This is a genomic window from Streptomyces sp. CBMA123 (assembly GCF_014596465.1).
GTDB lineage: Bacteria > Actinomycetota > Actinomycetes > Streptomycetales > Streptomycetaceae > Kitasatospora.
Genome location: NZ_MECK01000109.1, coordinates 1 through 16,366, shown reverse-complemented (window position 1 = coordinate 16,366; position 16,366 = coordinate 1). Strand labels below are relative to the sequence as shown.

Annotated in this window: 14 protein-coding genes; 7 read left to right on the top strand and 7 right to left on the bottom strand. The window is 73.8% G+C overall.

Going from position 1 to position 16,366, the window contains the following annotated elements; all coding sequences use genetic code 11:
- The 4 genes from BG452_RS15085 to BG452_RS15070 all read right to left on the bottom strand — a co-directional run.
- A partial coding sequence (locus BG452_RS15085) for a hypothetical protein (protein WP_188304802.1) occupies positions 1-914 on the bottom strand: 914 nt, incomplete at its 3' end.
- Positions 915-2,384 carry a phenylacetate--CoA ligase family protein gene (locus BG452_RS15080; protein ID WP_188304801.1) on the bottom strand — a complete coding sequence of 490 codons (1,470 nt, stop codon included), beginning with the start codon at positions 2,382-2,384 and terminating at the stop codon, positions 915-917.
- 571 nt (positions 2,385-2,955) lie between these two features.
- Positions 2,956-4,482: an FMN-binding glutamate synthase family protein gene (locus BG452_RS15075; protein ID WP_188304800.1), complete on the bottom strand. Its 1,527-nt coding sequence runs from the start codon at positions 4,480-4,482 to the stop codon at positions 2,956-2,958.
- Between the two features lie 203 nt (positions 4,483-4,685).
- The gene (locus tag BG452_RS15070; RefSeq protein WP_188304799.1) at positions 4,686-5,825 is read right to left on the bottom strand and encodes a hypothetical protein; all 1,140 of its coding nucleotides are present in this window, start codon (positions 5,823-5,825) and stop codon (positions 4,686-4,688) included.
- Positions 5,826-6,347: 522 nt separating this feature from the next.
- On the opposite strand from BG452_RS15070, the gene BG452_RS15065 reads away from it, so the two are divergent.
- Positions 6,348-7,811 (top strand): MFS transporter, encoded by a 1,464-nt coding sequence (locus tag BG452_RS15065; RefSeq protein ID WP_188304798.1) that lies wholly within the window; start codon positions 6,348-6,350, stop codon positions 7,809-7,811.
- Positions 7,811-8,263, top strand: coding sequence for a MarR family winged helix-turn-helix transcriptional regulator (locus BG452_RS15060; RefSeq protein ID WP_188304797.1), 453 nt, complete (start codon positions 7,811-7,813; stop codon positions 8,261-8,263). Before BG452_RS15065 ends, BG452_RS15060 begins: the two co-directional genes overlap by 1 nt.
- Positions 8,264-8,477: 214 nt before the next feature.
- Here BG452_RS15060 and BG452_RS15055 read toward each other — a convergent pair whose 3' ends face one another.
- Positions 8,478-9,731: a hypothetical protein gene (locus tag BG452_RS15055; RefSeq protein ID WP_188304796.1), complete on the bottom strand. Its 1,254-nt coding sequence runs from the start codon at positions 9,729-9,731 to the stop codon at positions 8,478-8,480.
- Positions 9,732-9,883: 152 nt separating this feature from the next.
- On the opposite strand from BG452_RS15055, the gene BG452_RS15050 reads away from it, so the two are divergent.
- Both BG452_RS15050 and BG452_RS15045 read left to right on the top strand, forming a co-directional pair.
- Entirely contained in the window at positions 9,884-10,549 is a 666-nt protein-coding gene (locus BG452_RS15050; RefSeq protein ID WP_188304795.1) for a response regulator transcription factor, read from the top strand.
- The gene (locus BG452_RS15045) at positions 10,546-11,955 is read left to right on the top strand and encodes a sensor histidine kinase (RefSeq protein ID WP_223242239.1); all 1,410 of its coding nucleotides are present in this window, start codon (positions 10,546-10,548) and stop codon (positions 11,953-11,955) included. Before BG452_RS15050 ends, BG452_RS15045 begins: the two co-directional genes overlap by 4 nt.
- Positions 11,956-12,059: 104 nt before the next feature.
- Here the strand turns inward: BG452_RS15045 and BG452_RS15040 are convergent, their stop codons facing one another.
- Positions 12,060-12,584 carry a universal stress protein gene (locus tag BG452_RS15040; RefSeq protein WP_188304794.1) on the bottom strand — a complete coding sequence of 175 codons (525 nt, stop codon included), beginning with the start codon at positions 12,582-12,584 and terminating at the stop codon, positions 12,060-12,062.
- A 280-nt stretch (positions 12,585-12,864) separates the two neighbouring features.
- Here BG452_RS15040 and BG452_RS15035 point away from each other — a divergent pair, with 280 nt between their 5' ends.
- Both BG452_RS15035 and BG452_RS15030 read left to right on the top strand, forming a co-directional pair.
- The gene (locus BG452_RS15035) at positions 12,865-13,017 is read left to right on the top strand and encodes a hypothetical protein (RefSeq protein WP_188304793.1); all 153 of its coding nucleotides are present in this window, start codon (positions 12,865-12,867) and stop codon (positions 13,015-13,017) included.
- A 72-nt stretch (positions 13,018-13,089) separates the two neighbouring features.
- Positions 13,090-14,127: a GDP-mannose 4,6-dehydratase gene (locus tag BG452_RS15030; protein ID WP_188304792.1), complete on the top strand. Its 1,038-nt coding sequence runs from the start codon at positions 13,090-13,092 to the stop codon at positions 14,125-14,127.
- A gap of 55 nt (positions 14,128-14,182) precedes the next feature.
- Here the strand turns inward: BG452_RS15030 and BG452_RS15025 are convergent, their stop codons facing one another.
- A complete protein-coding gene (locus BG452_RS15025) occupies positions 14,183-14,494 on the bottom strand; it encodes a hypothetical protein (RefSeq protein ID WP_188304791.1) in 312 nt (103 codons plus the stop codon).
- Positions 14,495-14,770: 276 nt separating this feature from the next.
- On the opposite strand from BG452_RS15025, the gene BG452_RS15020 reads away from it, so the two are divergent.
- Positions 14,771-16,366, top strand: a 1,596-nt coding sequence (locus BG452_RS15020) for a type I polyketide synthase (RefSeq protein ID WP_188304803.1), incomplete at its 3' end; no start/stop codon positions are given.

The following is a 16,366-nucleotide window of genomic DNA, read 5'->3' as shown; positions in this document are numbered from 1 at the left end:
GCGGGGGCGTCCAGGGCGGCGGCGAGTTCGGCGCCGGGGCCGGCCCCGGCAGGCGGCAGCGGAGCGGAACGGCCCTCGCGCCACTGGGCGGTGGTGCGCTCACCGCCCGAGCGCCGCCGCCAGTGGAGGTGCTGGGCGACGATCAGCGGGCCGAGCGCGGTGAGCAGCGGGAAGCCGGTGGACAGCACCCCGAGGGCGAAGCAGGCGCTGACGGCGCTGGTCACCAGCAGCCCGGCCAGGGCGGCGGTCCACGCCGCCGTCCGGCCGTAGGCCTTGGCGGCGACCAGCGGGAACAGGACGAGCAGCAGCAGGTCGCCGAGGCCGACCGCGACCGGCTGGGGCCCGCCGGTGAGGGCCAGCATCGGGGCGAACGGCCGGTCGCGGACCTGCTCGAAGAAGCGGGCGGTGGTGTCGGTGAGGGTGGTGGCCGCCAGGTCGTACCCGGTGAGCGCGGCGGCCAGCGCGGCGGTGTGGCCGGCCCGCAGGCCGCTCTGGGTCCACAGGTTGGCGACGCCGACCACCGCGACGGCGATCAGCAGGTCGCTGCCGGCCCGGGCACCGCCCGGGTGGCCGGTGAGGGCGGCGAGCCCGGTGGCCGCGGTGCCCGCCAGGGCGGCCGCCCAGGACCACGGTCCGGCCCGCAGCCCGGTGGCGGCGAGCAGCGGGGCGAGGGTGAACTGCACGGCCAGGCAGAGGACCAGGCCGAACACGGCGGAGACGGCCGCCCCGGGCAACGCGGTGTACAGCAGCGGGGCGACGACCACACCGGCGCACAGCACGGCGATGTCGCCCCCGGTGTACACCCCGACCGGCGGTCGGGGCATCCGGATCCGGGCCAGGTAGCGGGCCGCGAGGGCGATCTCGACGGCCACGGCGGCGCTCAGCGCGGTGAGCGCGAGGGGGCTGACGTCCATTCACGGCCTCCCGGGGCCCACGGCGCCCGACGTCTCGAAGCTGTGTTCGCGCAGGTCGGCGCGGACGGGCGCGGTCGGCGGCATGGTGGCCCGGTCCTCGTGCGGCACGATGGCGGACAGCCGCAGCCCGGCCGCCCCGGCCCGCTCCTCCAGCCGGCCGAGCAGGGCGGTCGCGGGCAGCCGGGGGACCAGCAGGTGCAGCCGGGCGGGGCCGTCGGGGCCGTCGGGCCCTTCGGTGAGGGCGTAGCGGGCGGGCAGCGGGACCTCCGGTTCGGCCTCCACCAGGTCGAGCACCTCCCGGGTGGTGACGGCCGTGCTCGGCGGGCCGGACCAGCGGCCGAGGATCTCCGAGGTGGCCGGCAGGTGGGCGAGTTCGCAGTCCGGCGGCCCGTCCGGGAGGCGGACCAGGTCCCCGGTGGCGTAGCGCAGCAGCAGGGTGCAGTCGCGGTAGGGCACGTACGGGGTGTGCACCAGGGTGCCGATCCCGCCGGGCGCGGTCGGCTCCCCGCTGACCGGGTCGAGCACCTCCAGGTGCCCGAACTCGGTGGTGTGGTGCAGATGGCCCCGGGCGCACGGGGTGGCGCCCGAGGGCAGGATCTCGGTCATCAGGTACGCGGAGGACACCGCGGCGCCGAACGCCGCCTCGGCCCGGCGGCGCAGCGGCGCGGAGAGCACCTCGCCGCCGACGCTGATCGACGCCAGGCCGAAGTCGGCGCGCTGCCACTTCTGTCGCTCGGCCTCCTGGACGAGCGCGGCCAGGTACGAGGCGGAGGTGGTCAGGTGGGTGATCTGCGGGTCCTTGCCGGGCAGTCCGAGCGGGGCGGCGAGGCGGTCGAGGGCGAGCGCCGGGTCGATGGTGCCGAACTGGACGAAGCCGGCGCCGGCGCGGGTGGTCGACTCCTCGGCGAAGACCAGCGGCAGGGTGGCGCGGGAGCAGCCGGCGTAGGCCACGGTGTGGCGGGGCCGCAGGCCGAGGCCGAGCACGGCGGAGATGGTGCTGAACGCGATGGCGCTCTCGATCTCGGCGCGGGAGAACCACACCGCGGTGGGGGTGCCGCTGGTGCCGGTGGTGAGCGCCATCAGGGCGGGCGCGGAGGCGGCGGAGACGAAGGCGGCGGGCAGGGCGCGCAGCGCCTGTTTGGGGGTGACCGGGACGCGCGACCAGTCCTCGGGCTCCAACTTCGCGGGGTCGAGGTCGAGTTCGGCGAACTGCCGGCGGTAGTAGGCGGTGTGCCGGGCGGCGGCCCGGGCGGTGGCGCGCAGACTGCGCCGGGCCACCTCGCGGCGCAGCTGGGGGTCGACGTGCCCGGCCCGGCCGGGCAGCAGCGCGGAGTCCTCGCCGGGCTCGCCGAACTCGGCGATGGTGGCGACCAGGTCGCGGGCGAGGCGCTCCAGGTCGCCCGGACGTATCCGGCGGTTCGTCAGGATGGCCGCGCCGTAGCGCAGTTGGCTGAGTGCGGTCGCGAACAAGCGGGCTCCCCGGGCCAGGGTCGGACGGTACGCCACCCGGCCCTGGCCGGGGTCGTGCGGATCAGGCCATGTGCAGGAACATCGCGGCGGTGAGGGTGCTGAAGGCGTACTTGAGGTAGTGCTTGACCATGCTCGGTTCCTCCTTCGTGCGGGCGCGCGGCCGGGCGGGCCGAGCGCGCTGCGGTGTCGCCCGCGGCCGGGACGTGGTCGGCGGGCAGCCGCAGTCTAGGGGCGGCGCGGGCGTGCGGAACAGCCCATGTGCATGGGTAATTCTCCTGTGATTCACCTCAGTTGTCGGCCTGTCGTTCGGAAGGGCCGCCGCGATCCGCTCGACGCCGACCGCGATCCGCTCGACGACGACCTCGCCTCGCCTCGTCGCGGACGCGGCCGATCGGACGGTTCCGTCCGCCCCGCCGGGGCCATCCGGGTTCTGACGGCGCGGGCGCGGTCGCCGCGGTGGTGGTGGCGGCGGTGGTAGGGGCGGGAGGCGGTTCCGGGGCGGCCCGCCGCTCGCGGCGCCGGCCCGCGGACACCACCGGGCGGTCGGACTCGCCGACCGCCCGGTGACGGGTCAGGCGGTCGGCCTGGCGGTGACCAGGGCGGTGATCTCCTTGGCCAGGTCGGGGCCGAGTTCGCCCCAGCCCTCCTTGTAGCCGTAGACGCCGGCCAGGGTGCGGGCCTCGTAGTCGCCGTTCATGATCTCGATGTCGTTCGCGGTGATGAGCGACGGGTGGGCGACGCCGACGGCCGAGGAGACCTTCATCAGCTCCTTGCGCAGGGTGCGCAGGTAGACGGCGGCGCGGGTGGACTTCGAGGCCGGGTCGAGGCCGCGGGCCAGCCACTGGTTCTGGGTGGCGATACCGGTGGGGCACTTGTCGGTGTGGCACTTCTGCGCCTGGATGCAGCCGATCGACAGCATCGCCTCGCGGGCCACGTTGATCATGTCGACGCCCAGGGCGAAGGCGACCGCGGCGTTCTCGGGCAGGCCGAGCTTGCCGGAGCCGATGAAGGTGAGGTCGTCGGTCAGTCCCAGCTCGGCGAAGGTGCCGTAGACCCGGGAGAAGCCCATCCGGAACGGCAGCGACACCGAGTCGGCGAACATCCGCGGTGCCGCGCCGGTGCCGCCCTCGCCGCCGTCGATCGTCACGAAGTCGACGCCGCGGTCCCCGCGTTCCATCAGCGCGGCCAGCTGCTGCCAGAAGCCCAGGTCGCCGACCGCGCTCTTGACCCCGACCGGCACGCCGGTCTCGGCGGCGATCAGCTCGACGAAGTCGAGCATCGAGTCGACGTCGCCGAACGCGGTGTGCCGGGACGGCGAGGCGCAGTCCTGGCCGACCGGGATGCCGCGGATCGCGGCGATCTCCGGGGTGACCTTCGCGCCCGGCAGCATGCCGCCCAGCCCGGGCTTGGCGCCCTGGGAGAGCTTGATCTCTATCGCCTTGACCGGGGCGCCGGCCACGACGTCCTTGAGCTTCCCGAGGTTGAAGCTGCCGTCCTCGTTGCGGCAGCCGAAGTAGGCGGTGCCGAGCTGGAGGACGAGGTCGCCGCCCTGGCGGTGGTACGGCGAGAGGCCGCCCTCACCGGTGTTGTGCATGACGCCGGCCTCCGCCGCGCCCTTGTTGAGTGCCGTGATGGCCGCGCCGGAGAGCGAGCCGAAGCTCATCGCCGAGACGTTCACCACGCTCGCCGGGCGGAAGGCCTTGGCGCGCCCGCGCGGCCCGCCCAGCACCTTGGCGGAGGGCAGCGGGGCCTGCGGGTCGTGGGCGTCGGGCATGGCCCCGGCGAAGGTGCGCTGCTTGACGTAGGCGTGGCCCTGGACGTGCTCGACGTCGACCTCGGTGCCGAACCCGAAGTAGTTGTTCTCCTCCTTCGCCGACGCGTAGATCCAGCTGCGCTGGTCGCGGCTGAAGGGGCGCTCCTCCTCGTTGGAGGTCACGATGTACTGCCGCAGCTCCGGCCCGATCTTCTCCAGCAGGTACCGGGCGTGGCCGAGCACCGGGAAGTTCCGGAGCAGCGCGTGCTTCTTCTGGGCGAGGTCGCGGGCAGCCAGAAGCGCCACCGCTGTCGCGGCGGCCGCGCCGATCTTCCGGGCTTGCATGGAGGTTCCTCCTCGGTGCACGGCTCCATCGCCGTCGGTGGAGTCGTGGGGTCGTGCGTCGGGTGGTGCGGGACGTGGAGCGGCGGCGGGCGCCCGGCCGGTCCGGCTCCGGCGTCCGTCGAGGAATGCGAACCGATCGTAGGAGGCCCCCCTGACCGCTCTGCGGTCAGGGGGGCCTCCGGGCGCCGACGACGGTGGCGGGGTCAGGCCGTGTAGTGGGCCGTGCGGTAGCCGCCCTGGGCGGTGCGGTCCACGTTGTCGTCGTCCCAGGTGTGGGGCACCGCCAGCTTCCAGCGCTTGCGCAGCACCTTGTGCTCCTCGCGGTTCCTGGTCACGTACCACGTGCCCATCCGGCACCAGGCCAGCGGCTCGTCGGTCTCGGTGGCCACCGCCCGCACCAGTTGCTGCGCGTGCCGGGCCACCTCCGACTCCAGGTACTGGTTCATCCGGTAGGTGGCCTGGTCGCCGTGCTGGAACATGGCGTGGTCGGAGCCGGCCTGGGTGTGCAGCCGGCCGTGCTCCAGGGCCACCGTGCCGTGGCGCGCCACCGGCTCCTGCTGGTCGTTCCGGGCGATTCCCGCGTTGAGCCGGTTCAGCAGCTTGGCCTTCTCCATGGTCGCCTCCGGGATCTGGCCGCCGCCGGTGCCGCCCTGGGCGGAGTACACCTCGTGCAGGTCGTAGTCCCCGGTGTAGAGGTACTGCTTCCAGTTCGGGTCGGTCTTCAGGGCGACCAGCGCCGGTCCACCGCCGGCCTGCCCCATGTCGAGCGGCACGTACGGCTCACCGTTGGCGCCGTTCTGCACGATCCCGGCGGGGAGCGTGCCGGGCGGGTTGTCGATCCGCACACCGAGCAGGCCCTGGGCGCCCCAGTGGCCGACGAAGCCGCTCAGGTCGTTGGCGTCCAGCCAGGCCAGCACCGTCGCCGGATCGCCCGGGGCCTGGCCGGGCCCGGTGCCGTACTTCTTCTCGACAGAGGCGGGCTTGATCGACTTCTCCAGGATGGTGTGCGGCTTGGCCTTGGCGCCCTCCGCGATCCGCCGGATCGAGTACTCCCCGGTCTCCCGGACGGCGATGGTGTACTTGTGCTTCTTGCACACCGCCGAGATCGCGTCCCAGTGGTCCTGCCAGACGATGTTCCGCAGGTCGCCCGCCCGTTTGCCCGGGGTGACGGTCCGTCCGTCGAAGGCGCCGGCCGCGCAGGCGGCCTCCACGTTGTTCTCGTCCAGCACCCGCTGCACCACCGGCCGGCCGGCGGCCCGGTCGCCCGCCGCGCGCTGGAGCGCCCGGCCGGTCGCCGCGTTGCCGAGGGTGCTCTGCAGGTCCGCGGCGGACTGCGGGGGCACGGCCCGGGCCGTCGGTCTCTCCCGGGCGCCGGTCCGGGTCGGGCTCGTGTCCTGATGGGAGTGTCCGGCTCTCTCCCGCTGGTTCCTCGCCTGCATGCTGCAACCTCCTCGGTCCCCTTCGTCCCCGTTATATCGGGAGCCGGGGCGGAGGAGGAGACCGCATCCGGACTCGCCCGCCCGGGAGTTGGGGATTCCGGCTCGGCACCGGGACTCCTCACTCCCGCCGACCGATGCCCTCCGCCGGGCGGCTGCTCGGCGGGCCGGCGGACGCCCAGGGCCTGCGGACCGTCCTCGTCCTGGTGCTCGGGGTGCTGGTGGTCGCGCTCGGCTGCGCACTGCGCCTGCGCGACCGGGCGTTGCCGGAGCCGGCGTCGGGGCCATCGCTCGTGTGGGGGCCGTCGCCTTCGTCGGGCTCTCGTCGGGGTGCGGGGCCTGGACGCCCGCCGGGTCGTCGCTTGCCTCCAGGTTAGTTGTGTGGCCACAATGATTGCACCAACACAATTAATCTTGGGAGTGTCCGTCATGCCCGACACCGCGCGGCCGCGGCCCTGGCTCGTGCTCGCCATCTGCTGCATGAGCCTGCTGATGGTCAGCCTCGACGTCACCATCCTGAACGTGGCCCTGCCCGCGATCCGGAGCGATCTGCACACCTCGGTGTCCGGGCTGCAGTGGACGGTCGACGCCTACACCCTGGTGCTGGCGAGCCTGCTGATGCTCTCCGGCTCGACCGCCGACCGGATCGGGCGGCGCAGGGTGTTCCGGATCGGGCTGGTGGTGTTCAGCGCGGCCTCCCTGCTGTGCAGCCTGGCCCCCGGGCTCGGCTGGCTGATCGCGGCGCGGATGCTCCAGGCGGTCGGCGGGTCGATGCTCAATCCCGTCGCCATGTCGATCATCAGCAACACCTTCACCGACTCCCGCCAGCGCGCCCGCGCCATCGGCATCTGGGGCGGGGTCGTGGGCATCAGCATGGCCGCCGGGCCGATCATCGGCGGGGCGCTGGTGGAGTCGGCCGGCTGGCGGGCGATCTTCTGGATCAACGTCCCGGTCGGCCTCGCCGCGCTCTTCCTGACCGGCCGGTACGTCCCGGAGTCGCGGGCGGCCCGCGCCCGCCGGGTGGACCCGGTCGGCCAGCTGCTGGTCGTCGTGCTGCTCGCCGGGCTCACGTACGCGATCATCGAGTCGCCGCAGCGCGGCTGGACCTCGCCGGTGGTGCTCGGCTGCACGGCGGCGGCCGTGGCCGCGCTGCTGGGCCTGCTCCGGTACGAGCCCCGGCGCCCGGACCCGCTGATCGACCTGCGGTTCTTCCGCTCCGCGCCGTTCTCGGGCGCCACCGTGATCGCGGTCGCCGCCTTCGCCGGTCTCGGTGGCTTCCTGTTCGTCAGCTCGCTCTACCTCCAGGACGTCCGGAAGCTCGACCCGCTGCACGCCGGGCTGTTCATGCTGCCGATGGCCGTCATGGCGCTGGTGGCCGGGCCGCTGTCCGGCCGGATGGTGGCGGCACGGGGGCCGCGCACGCCGCTGCTGCTGGCCGGGACGGCCCTGAGCGCCAGCGCCGTGCTCCAGGCGGTCAGCTACTCCGAGCACCTGCCGACGGGCCTGCTGGTGCTCGCCTTCCTGCTGTTCGGCATCGGATTCGGCCTGGTCAACGCGCCCATCACCAACACCGCCGTGTCCGGGATGCCCCGCTCGCAGGCCGGCGTGGCGGCGGCCGTCGCCTCCACCAGCCGACAGGTCGGCCAGTCGCTGGGCGTGGCCGTGATCGGCGCCCTGATGGCCGGCGCGGCCCACTCCGACCCGGCGGCCTTCACCGGCGCGGCGCGGACGGCCTGGTGGATCGTCGCCGGCTGCGGTGCCGCCGTCCTGGTCACCGGTACGCTCACTTCCGGCCGCTGGGCCCGGGCGACGGCCGAGCGCACGGCGCAGCGGCTCGCCGCCGAGGAGGCCGGCGAGGGAACCAGGACGGTGAAGGAGAGGGTGGGCACCTGATGGAGCGCACGCACACCGGCGGACATCCGGAGGCGGACGAGGCCGACCGCGAGAGGGCGGCCAGGGTCTGGCAGGGGATGGGCACGCTGGTGCTGGAGCGCTACAACCGCCGCAAGGCCGTCGCCGACGCCCTCGGCATGAGCTTCAACCGGGTCCGGGCCCTGCGCCGCCTCGCCGGCGGCCCGATCACCCTGCGGGAACTGGCCGAACGCCTGACCGCCGATCCGCCGTACACCACCGTGATCGTGGACGACCTGGTGCGGCGCGGCCTCGCCGAGCGCATCACCAACCCCGCCGACCGGCGCTCCAAGCTGGTCCACCTCACCGAGGAGGGCGAGGCGAAGGCCGCGCTCGCCACCGGAATCCTCATGACCCCGCCGGACGCCCTGCTCGCGCTGCCGTCGGAGGACATCCGCGCGCTCGACCGGGTGCTGACGAAGCTCCTGGGCTGAGCCCGTCCGCAGCCGCCGACCGGAAGGCGACGGCCTGCGCCAGGGGCGGAACAGGCCCCTCCGTGCCGGGTTGTGGCCAGTTCCGGCCTCACGCCGGCGGTTTCTGGCGGTCTTCGCAACACGTGGTCGGTTGGTTGGGCCGCGAGGAGTTCAGCCAGACGCTCGGCTGGGGTTTCCCAGCCGAGCGTCTGGCGTGGGCGGCAGTCGAGTCCGGTCAGCCGAGCGAGGTGAGGAAGGTGTTGAGCGCCTGGACCTCGGTGGCCTTGTCCGGGTGCGCAGCGCGCAGCGACGTCAGGACCTGGTCGATCTCGCCGTCGAGGAAGTGCCAGGCCTGTCCGTTCTTGGCCTGGAGGGTGTCCTGGTCGTCGTCCCAGGCCGTCTCCAGGTCCTTCACGCGGGCCGTCGCGGCCTTCTGGTCACCGGAGTCGAGCCTGGCCAGGGTGTCGGAGGCGATCGTGCGGAACTTCGCGATCTCGGCGGGAGGGAACGAGGACGTCGCCTGCTCCGGCGTGAGGGAAGCGGTCGCGGCCGCCGGGCTGTCGCCCTCGCCGGCCGGCGCCGCGTGCGGCTGCTGGTTCGCCCACACGAGAAGACCCGCGGCCGCCACCGCCACGAAGGCGTAGTAGCCGAGCATGATCCGTTCGCGCGCCGGGTTCGCCGCCCGCGGGGTGCGGGCCGGGCCGTCGGCCTGGATGACATCGCTGCGGCTGCGTGTGAGGTGGACGACCGTGACGAGGATCGCGGCCAGGAAGACCACGCTGGTCACGGCGGTGCCCAGGCCCAGGCCCCCGTCGCCGCCGGGCGAGGCCAGCCAGTCGCCGAGGTTGGCACCGAGCGGGCGGGTGAGGACGTAGGCGAGCCAGAAGGAGAGGACCGCGCCGGCGCCCAGGCGCCACCCGGTGACGATCGCGGCGATCAGCCCGAGCGGAAGGAGCACCGAGACGCCCGGGCCCCAGCCGGTCAGTTCCAGGGTCCAGTCGCCGACTGCGGTGCCGAGGGCGAAGGTCACCAGAACGGCGAGCCAGTAGAAGAGTTCGCGGGAGCGGGTGACGATGCTGTGGATCGACAGCGTGCGCTCGCGGGCGTACCAGATCCCGAAGGCGACGGCGAGGGCACCGGCGAACACGCCGCTGCTCACCGCGAGGGGCACCCCCTGGCTGTCGGTGAGGATGTCCGTGTAGAGGGTGCCGGTCACGCTCAGCACCACGACGGTCAGCCAGTACACGAACGGGACGTAGCGCCTGGTGCCGAGCTGCCAGCCGAGGGCGCCGGCCAGGACCGCGGTGAAGATCAACGAGGTGTTGACCAGACCGACGCCGAGGGTCGTGTTGATCCAGTCGGCGAAGCTCTCGCCGACCGTGGTGCAGAGGATCTTGATCACCCAGAACCAGACCGTGACCTCGGGCACCTTGTTGATGAACTGGCGGCCGAGCGACGCGGCCTCGGATCGCTCCATGGTGGATGTCATGAGGCCGAGGCTGGCACGCGCGACCTGTACAGAACCTGAGCGCGTCACTGCGGGACCTCGTGCCGGACCAGCGCAGACGCCACCGGGCCCCGGAAGCCCCAGGACATCAGGCGCGGCCGGAGGCTCTCATCCGGACGGACGATACTGGTCCGATGACCGATCACCGGGTACTGGTCGTCGAGGACGACCACGGACTGCGCGAAGCCCTCGCCCGCGGCCTGCGGGAGGAGAGCTTCGACGTGCTGACCGCCGCCGACGGGGCGAGCGCCCTGCGCGCGGTGCGCCGGCAGGTCGACGCCGTGGTGCTGGACATCGGCCTGCCCGACTCCGACGGCCGCGACGTGTGCCAGGCGATGCGTGCCCACGGCTTCACCGTGCCGGTGGTCTTCCTGACCGCGCACGACGGACTGACCGACCGGCTGTCCGGATTCTCGGCCGGTGGCGACGACTACCTGGCCAAGCCGTTCCACCTGGCCGAACTCGCCGCGCGGCTGCGTGCCGCGATGCGCCGCTCCGGCAACGAGCCCGCGGGCGGGAGCTCGGAGCTGCGCCTCGACCCGGCCCGCCACGTCCTGGCCGGCCGGGACGACTCGGTGGCCCTGACCCCCACCGAGTACCGCCTGCTGGCCTGCCTGATGGCCGTGCCCGGAGCCGTCGTCCGCAGACGGGCACTGCTGCGCGCGGGCTGGCCGGAAGGCGCCATGGTCACCGACAACACCCTGGACCAGTACCTCGCGCGCCTGCGCCGCAAGCTGCGCCAGGTGGACAGCACCCACGGCATCGGCACGGCGCGCGGCGTGGGCTACCGGTTCGAATGAGATCCGCCACCGGGCCGATGCGGCCCCGCGCCCTGCTCAGGCGGCTGCGCCCCCGTACCCTGCGCGGCCGCCTCGCACTGATCGCCGTGGTCAGCATCGCGGTCTGGGTGGCCGTACTGACGGCCGTCTTCCAGGGCCTGCTGACCTCGCAACTCAACAGCCAGGCAGACGAACTGCTGCGCACCCGCGCCACCGCGACGGCGGCCACCATCTCCTCCTCACCCGACGGCGCGTTGACCGTCAACGACCCCGCCGACGACAGCGCCCTCGACGTCGGCGTCTGGATCTACCAGGGCGACCAGGCCGTGGAACGACCGACCGCCTCACGTACGCTCCAGAGCACCGCGGACCGGCTCGCCGGCGGCCCCGCCGGCTTCAGCCGCAGCACCGGGCCCGCCCCCGCCCGCCTCTACGTCCTGCCCGTCCTCGCCGACGACCGACGCGTCGGCACCGTCGTGGCCGCCGTCGAACCCGACGGCGCGCAGCACACCGGGGAGATCGCCCTCACGGCGGCTGCGGCCCTCGGCGCCCTCCTGCTGGCAGGCGTGTACCTGGTCACCCGGGCCGTGGTCGGAGGCGCGCTGCGCCCGGTGGCGGCGATGAGCGCCCAGGCGGCGGCCTGGAGCGCCGCGGACACCACCCGCCGCTTCGGCACCACACGACGCCCGGCCGAGCTGTCCGCCCTCGCGGGCAACCTCGACGAGCTGCTGGACCGGCTCGCCGCCGTCCTACGACACGAGCAGCAGCTCACCGCGGAGCTGTCGCACGAACTCCGCACACCGCTGGCCCGGATCACGGCCGAGACGGACTGGCTGCAGGCAAGGCCGCGGGACGCCGCCGAGCGGCAGGCCGCCCACACCGCGATCGCCGAGGGCGCGGCGCGCATGCGGGACATCTGCGAGACGCTGCTCTCGCAGGCGCGCGACGGAGCCACTGCGGGCGGTGCAGCCGGAGAAGTGCCCGGCCGCTGCCTGCTCACGCCACTGCTGGTCACGCTGGCCGACCGCAGCGCCCAGGACTTCCCGGACGCACCGCCGGTCCGCGTGAGCGACGGCGACGCCCGCGCCGCCGCCGGGGTCGCGGCCCCGATCGTCGAACGCATCCTCACGCCGCTGCTCGACAACGCACGCCGCTACGCCCGGGAGTCGGTGACCGTGGAGTGCGTGGTCCGGCCCGGCTCGGTCGTGGTGGTGATCCGCGACGACGGCCCCGGCGTCCCCGAAGGGGTGGGCGAGGCCGTCTTCGAGCCGGGGCGGCGAGGCGATCCCGAGGACGGCCACGACGGCGCCGGCCTCGGACTGGCCCTGGCCCGCCGCCTCGCCCGTGCGGCAGGCGGTGATCTCACCCTCGGCCGGCCACCCATCGGTGCCGGCGCCTGCTTCGAGGTCTCCCTGCCGACCGGTTGACCACTCAGCCGGGCGAACTCGCCGGGGGCGGTCCGTGGCCAGGAAGGGTGGGCGCGACGAGCGCCACGATGTGACAACGACCACGAGGCCCGGGGCCGGGGCGGTCAGCGCGGACCGGCGGTCGGCGCGTACCGGCCGCCCGTGACGAGCGGGAGCGGCTCGCCGCTGCGGGCGGCGACGTCCAACTGCTGGAGCAGCTCGTCCGGGGAGACGGCCAGGACCGGGCAGGTCGCGTAGGTGCGGCAGTGGTGCAGGACGGAGCCGTGCAGGAGGCGGTCGAGGCGGCCGTGCCTCCCGGTGCCGACGACGAGCAGATCGGTCGGCGCGGTGACGGCGCGGACCAGGGCCGACCCGGCGTGGCCCCTGACCACCAGCGGGTGGATGACCAGGTCGGCCGGGTAGCCGCCGAACGCCTGCTCGAAGGCGGTGTCGACACGCTTGCGGGCGGCGTGCTCCAGTTCGGACAGCGGGCGCAGGTGGTCGCGGTCGGTGCCCTCGGAAGGCACCCATGCGACGACCGGCACCAGGGTGGCCCCGCGCCGGGCCGCCTCGTCCACGGCACGTCGCAACGCGGCGAGACTGCTCAACGAGCCACTCAGCCCGACGATCACACGGGTGGTTCCGGTCATGGCCGTTCGCCTCCGTCAGCGGATGTTCACTGCGTCCAGTGAACGCGCCACGTGGGTCGGGCGGACGGCCGTTGACAGCATCATGACGCCCGGCCGAGGGTTCCTGACGGACCTCTGACGTGCACGGTTCCCGGTGGCGACCGGCCCGCTCACGGGGTGGGGGCGGGGTCGGCCCGGTACGCGTCGTGGCCGTCCCGGCGGGTGCTGGTGCGCACCGGCGGGCCCGTCCACGAGCCGTGCCGATCCGGAGCAGGCCAGGCGGGTGCTCTCGGCCCCGGGCGTGCGTGAACTGTCCTCCGCGCCGGAGCCGTTCAGCTGGCGCGTGGACGGGACGGACCTGTTGCTCCGGCGCTCCGGCGGGTGGGACTCGGCGGACTCGCTGCTCGGCTGCGTACGGGCGGTGACCTCCGTGCTCCGGCCCGAGGACGGGTGAATTCCTTAGCCGCGTCAGTGGTTCGCTGGCTGGGCCGAGAGCGGTCCGCGAGCAGTGGCTGAAGGGGAACGGATGTCCAAGCGTGCACTGATCACCGGGGTGACCGGCCAGGACGGGTCATACCTGGCCGAGCACCTGATCTCCCTGGGGTACCAGGTGTGGGGCCTCACCAGGGGGCAGGCGAATCCGCGGAAGGACCGGGTCAGCCGGCTGATCCCGGAGCTGCGCTTCGTCGACGGCGACCTGATGGACCAGAGCAGCCTGGTCTCCGCGGTCGACACGATCCAGCCCGACGAGGTGTACAACCTCGGGGCGATCTCCTTCGTGCCGATGTCCTGGCGTCAGCCGGAGCTCGTCACCGAGGTCAACGGCACCGGCGTGCTGCGGGTGCTGGAGGCGATCCGGATGGTCAGCGGGATCAACCGGCCGGCCGCGACCAGCGGAGGTGCCGGGCAGATCAGGTTCTACCAGGCCTCCAGCTCCGAGATGTTCGGCATGGTCGCCGAGGCTCCGCAACACGAGTCCACCCGGTTCCACCCGCGCAGCCCGTACGGCGTGGTGAAGACCTACGGGCACTACATCACCCGCAACTACCGCGAGTCGTACGGGATGTACGGCGTATCCGGGATCCTGTTCAACCACGAGTCCCCGCGCCGCGGCGCGGAGTTCGTGACCAGGAAGATCTCCCTCGCCGTCGCGCAGATCAAGCTCGGCCTGCAGGACCGGCTGCTGCTCGGCAACCTCGACGCCGTCCGCGACTGGGGCTTCGCCGGGGACTACGTCCGGGCGATGCACCTGATGCTCCAGCAGGACGACCCGGGCGACTACGTCATCGGCACCGGCCGGATGCACTCGGTCCGCGACGCGGCCCGGATCGCCTTCGACTGCGTGGGGCTGAACTGGGAGGAGCACGTCACCGTCGACCCCGCGCTGGTGCGTCCCGCGGAGGTGGAGACGCTCTGTGCCGACGCGGACAACGCGCGTCGCACGCTGGGCTGGGAGCCGACGGTGGACTTCCCCGAACTCATGCGGATGATGGTCGAGTCCGACCTCGAACAGGCCCGGCTGGCCCGCGACTACGGCGACGTGCTGGCGGGCGGGCACTGGTGACGGCGCCCGCGGGCTGACGGGGCGGTGGGGACGGGGGAGGCCCGGCCCCACCGCCCTACGGCTGTTCGGCGGTCGGCGCGGACGGCGGACGGGAGAGCTCCAGGATCGCCAGGGCGATCCCGGCACCGGGATCGCCGAGCCGGGCCACGTACCGGCGCAGCATCGCGTTCTCCTGGGCCAGGCTGGTCGTCGGCAACCCGGCCGCGCGCCGGCTCAGTTGGTGGCCCCGGCCCAGCCGGATCCGCAGGACCAGCTGGGCGATCAGCTGCTCGTCGAGTTCGCTGAGCTCCTCCGCCGCCTCGTGCGCGGCGCCCGCGGTGGCTCGCGGCGGTCTCGGCAGGTCGCCGTACGGGACGGTTTCGGGCATGGCGGTGATCCTCGTCGACGTCGATGGCCCGTGGCCTCGCCCGACGGACCGTACCCCTGGCACGCGCATCCGACGATCCAGCCCGAACGCCCGGCAAATCCCTAGACTCCGCGCGCGGTTGCGGGAGGCCCCGAAGACCCTAGGGATTTCCCGCGCCGGGCGGACCGAGACTGATCGCGGAGTGCGGGAATGCGAGCGCCGCGGGTGCGGGGCACGCGGGCCGTCCACATCGGGCCCCCTGCCGTTCGCCGGTCTTCCAGATGGGTTGCGTCGATGATGGACAAGGAACAGAAGCTCCGGGACTACCTCAAGCGGGCCAGCGCGGACCTCCAGCGCTCCCGGCAGCGGGTGGACGAGCTGGAGGCGGCCGCCCGGGAGCCGATCGCCATCGTGGGCATGAGCTGCCGCTTCCCCGGCGGGGTGGCGAGCCCGGAGGACCTCTGGGCCATGCTGGTGGCCGGCGAGGACGGCATCACGGGCCTGCCAGCCGACCGCGGCTGGGAGCTCGACCCGGCGGACGGGCCGGTCGACGTCCGGGGCGGATTCCTGCGGGGCGCCGCCGACTTCGACCCCGGCTTCTTCGGCATATCGCCCCGCGAAGCACTCTCGATGGACCCGCAGCAGCGCGTCCTGCTGGAGGCCTCCTGGGAGGCCTTCGAGCGGGCCGGCATCGACCCCAGTGGCATCCGCGGCACCCGCACCGGTGTCTTCGTCGGCGCGATGCCGCAGGACTACCGCACCGGCCCGGACGACGACGTCCAGGGCTTCGTGCTGACCGGCAACGCCACGAGCGTCATCTCCGGCCGGCTCTCGTACGTGTTCGGCGCCGTCGGCCCGGCCGTCACCGTGGACACCGCCTGCTCCTCCTCGCTGGTCGCCCTGCACCTGGCCGCCCAGTCCTTGCGGGCGGGCGAGTGCGGCCTGGCGCTCGCCGCCGGCGTCACCGTGATGTCGACCCCCACCACGTTCGTCGAGTTCGCCCGGCAGGGCGGGCTGGCCTCGGACGGCCGCTGCCGCTCCTTCGCCGATGCCGCGGACGGCACCGGGTGGGCCGAGGGCGTCGGTGTGCTCGTGCTGGAGCGGCTGTCGGTGGCGCGGCGCAACGGCCGCCGGGTGCTGGCCGTGGTGCGCGGCACCGCCGTCAACCAGGACGGCGCCTCCAACGGGCTCACCGCCCCCAACGGGCCGTCCCAGCAGCGGGTGATCGAGCAGGCGCTGCGCAACGCCCGGCTCTCGACCGATCAGGTCGACGCGGTCGAGGCCCACGGCACCGGCACCGTGCTCGGCGACCCGGTGGAGGCCCAGGCGCTGCTCGCCACCTACGGACGGAACCGCGAAACCCCGCTGCTGCTCGGCTCGGTCAAGTCGAACCTCAGCCACACCCAGGCCGCGGCCGGCATGGCCGGGGTGATCAAGACGGTGCTGGCGCTGCGGCACGAACTGCTGCCGCGCACCCTGCACGTGGACGAGCCGTCCTCGCACGTCGACTGGGAATCCGGTGCCGTCCGGCTGCTCACCGAGGCGACGCCGTGGCCGCAGCGCGCCGAGCCGCGCCGGGCCGGCGTCTCCTCCTTCGGCCTCAGTGGCACCAACGCGCACGCCATCATCGAGGAGGCCCCGGCGTCCGAGGAGATCCCCGAGGCCGAGCCGGTCGAGCCGGGCGCGCTGCCCTGGCTGGTCTCCGGCCGCACCCCTGAGGCGCTGCGCGCCCAGGCGCGGCAACTCGTCGCCTTCCTGGAGACGGACGCCGAGGGCACCGACGCCGACCTCACCCACGCGCTCGCCACCACCCGCGCGGCCCTGGAGCACCGCGCCGTGGTCACCGCCGGCGGCCGCGCCGAGGCCGCCGCCGCGCTCGCCGCGCTCGCGGAC